Source organism: Bacillus clarus, from assembly GCF_000746925.1.
Classification (GTDB): domain Bacteria; phylum Bacillota; class Bacilli; order Bacillales; family Bacillaceae_G; genus Bacillus_A; species Bacillus_A clarus.
Window position 1 is genome coordinate 2,605,001 of the sequence record NZ_JMQC01000008.1, and the last position, 2,500, is coordinate 2,607,500.

The following is a 2,500-nucleotide window of genomic DNA, read 5'->3' on the forward strand; positions in this document are numbered from 1 at the left end:
TAGCGAAAGACGGGTGAGAATCCCGTCCACCGAATGCCTAAGGTTTCCTGAGGAAGGCTCGTCCGCTCAGGGTTAGTCAGGACCTAAGCCGAGGCCGACAGGCGTAGGCGATGGACAACAGGTTGATATTCCTGTACCACCTCTTTATCGTTTGAGCAATGGAGGGACGCAGAAGGATAGAAGAAGCGTGCGATTGGTTGTGCACGTCCAAGCAGTTAGGCTGATAAGTAGGCAAATCCGCTTATCGCGAAGGCTGAGCTGTGATGGGGAAGCTCCTTATGGAGCGAAGTCTTTGATTCCCCGCTGCCAAGAAAAGCTTCTAGCGAGATAAAAGGTGCCTGTACCGCAAACCGACACAGGTAGGCGAGGAGAGAATCCTAAGGTGTGCGAGAGAACTCTGGTTAAGGAACTCGGCAAAATGACCCCGTAACTTCGGGAGAAGGGGTGCTTTCTTAACGGAAAGCCGCAGTGAATAGGCCCAAGCGACTGTTTAGCAAAAACACAGGTCTCTGCGAAGCCGTAAGGCGAAGTATAGGGGCTGACACCTGCCCGGTGCTGGAAGGTTAAGGAGAGGGGTTAGCGTAAGCGAAGCTCTGAACTGAAGCCCCAGTAAACGGCGGCCGTAACTATAACGGTCCTAAGGTAGCGAAATTCCTTGTCGGGTAAGTTCCGACCCGCACGAAAGGTGTAACGATTTGGGCACTGTCTCAACCAGAGACTCGGTGAAATTATAGTACCTGTGAAGATGCAGGTTACCCGCGACAGGACGGAAAGACCCCGTGGAGCTTTACTGTAGCCTGATATTGAATTTTGGTACAGTTTGTACAGGATAGGCGGGAGCCTTTGAAACCGGAGCGCTAGCTTCGGTGGAGGCGCTGGTGGGATACCGCCCTGACTGTATTGAAATTCTAACCTACGGGTCTTATCGACCCGGGAGACAGTGTCAGGTGGGCAGTTTGACTGGGGCGGTCGCCTCCTAAAGTGTAACGGAGGCGCCCAAAGGTTCCCTCAGAATGGTTGGAAATCATTCGTAGAGTGCAAAGGCATAAGGGAGCTTGACTGCGAGACCTACAAGTCGAGCAGGGACGAAAGTCGGGCTTAGTGATCCGGTGGTTCCGCATGGAAGGGCCATCGCTCAACGGATAAAAGCTACCCCGGGGATAACAGGCTTATCTCCCCCAAGAGTCCACATCGACGGGGAGGTTTGGCACCTCGATGTCGGCTCATCGCATCCTGGGGCTGTAGTCGGTCCCAAGGGTTGGGCTGTTCGCCCATTAAGCGGTACGCGAGCTGGGTTCAGAACGTCGTGAGACAGTTCGGTCCCTATCCGTCGTGGGCGTAGGAAATTTGAGAGGAGCTGTCCTTAGTACGAGAGGACCGGGATGGACGCACCGCTGGTGTACCAGTTGTTCTGCCAAGGGCATAGCTGGGTAGCTATGTGCGGAAGGGATAAGTGCTGAAAGCATCTAAGCATGAAGCCCCCCTCAAGATGAGATTTCCCATAGCGTAAGCTAGTAAGATCCCTGAAAGATGATCAGGTTGATAGGTTCGAGGTGGAAGCATGGTGACATGTGGAGCTGACGAATACTAATAGATCGAGGACTTAACCATATAATATGTAGCAAATGTTATCTAGTTTTGAAGGAATATGCCTTCATTAGTTTGGTGATGATGGCAGAGAGGTCACACCCGTTCCCATACCGAACACGGAAGTTAAGCTCTCTAGCGCCGATGGTAGTTGGGACCTTGTCCCTGTGAGAGTAGGACGTCGCCAAGCAACTTTAAGACGAGTCAGAATGACTCGTCTTTTTTGTGTATATTTCGTTAGAGATAGCTTTTTATCAACTCCAAATACTATTTGGAGTTTTAAGTATTCCCTATTCTTCTAAGACTTTTGGTTGTATATCTATATAATTTTTTATTCAATTTCTTTCATGATTTTTGATATATAATTTAAGGTTTTTTGTTTTATTTCTTGTAGAAGTGATTCGCCGATGTGTTAAAATAGTACAGTTATTTTTTGAAGGACTTTAATATAGGAAGATTTAATTTTTAAAAAGGAGATAATATGAAAAAGATAGGTGTAATTACAATGGTAGTTTTAGTCCTTCTAGCAATTGCTTATATGTTAGTCGGGAATTATTTTTATAATTATGCATTGAATGCGAAACAAGAAAAAGAATTTTTGGAGGATAATCCTCACCTAGCGGAAACAGTGAGTGCATCGGGAGATGTATTGGCTACAAATGAAGAAAAGAATGCAAACTTTGTATCAAAATATAAACCTAATACAGTGACTATAAATTCTTTCGATAAGTTGAAATTAACAGGTTATGAATATATGAATGAACAATCTAGTCATAAATGGGCAATTTTAGTTCATGGATATAATGGTAAAGCCTCAGAAATGACGAAATATATCCGGAACTTTTATGAGAAAGGCTATAATGTCATAGCTCCAGATCTTCGTGGGCATGGGAATAGTGAAGGAGATTATATT

The 2,500-nt window shown here is 46.0% G+C and carries 1 protein-coding gene and 2 rRNA genes (2 of these 3 cut by a window edge); all 3 read left to right on the forward strand.

Features of this window, described 5'->3' with window-relative positions; all coding sequences use genetic code 11:
• Nucleotides 1-1,611 (forward strand): 23S ribosomal RNA (locus DJ93_RS14395); it begins 1,311 nt to the left of the window's first position.
• A gap of 50 nt (nucleotides 1,612-1,661) precedes the next feature.
• Nucleotides 1,662-1,777: ribosomal RNA gene (gene rrf / locus DJ93_RS14400) — 5S ribosomal RNA — on the forward strand.
• A gap of 291 nt (nucleotides 1,778-2,068) precedes the next feature.
• Nucleotides 2,069-2,500, forward strand: the start of a protein-coding gene (locus DJ93_RS14405) for an alpha/beta hydrolase (protein ID WP_042981510.1). It continues 528 nt past the right edge of the window; the window shows 432 of its 960 coding nt (coding positions 1-432); it begins with the start codon at nucleotides 2,069-2,071; its stop codon lies beyond the right edge, outside the window.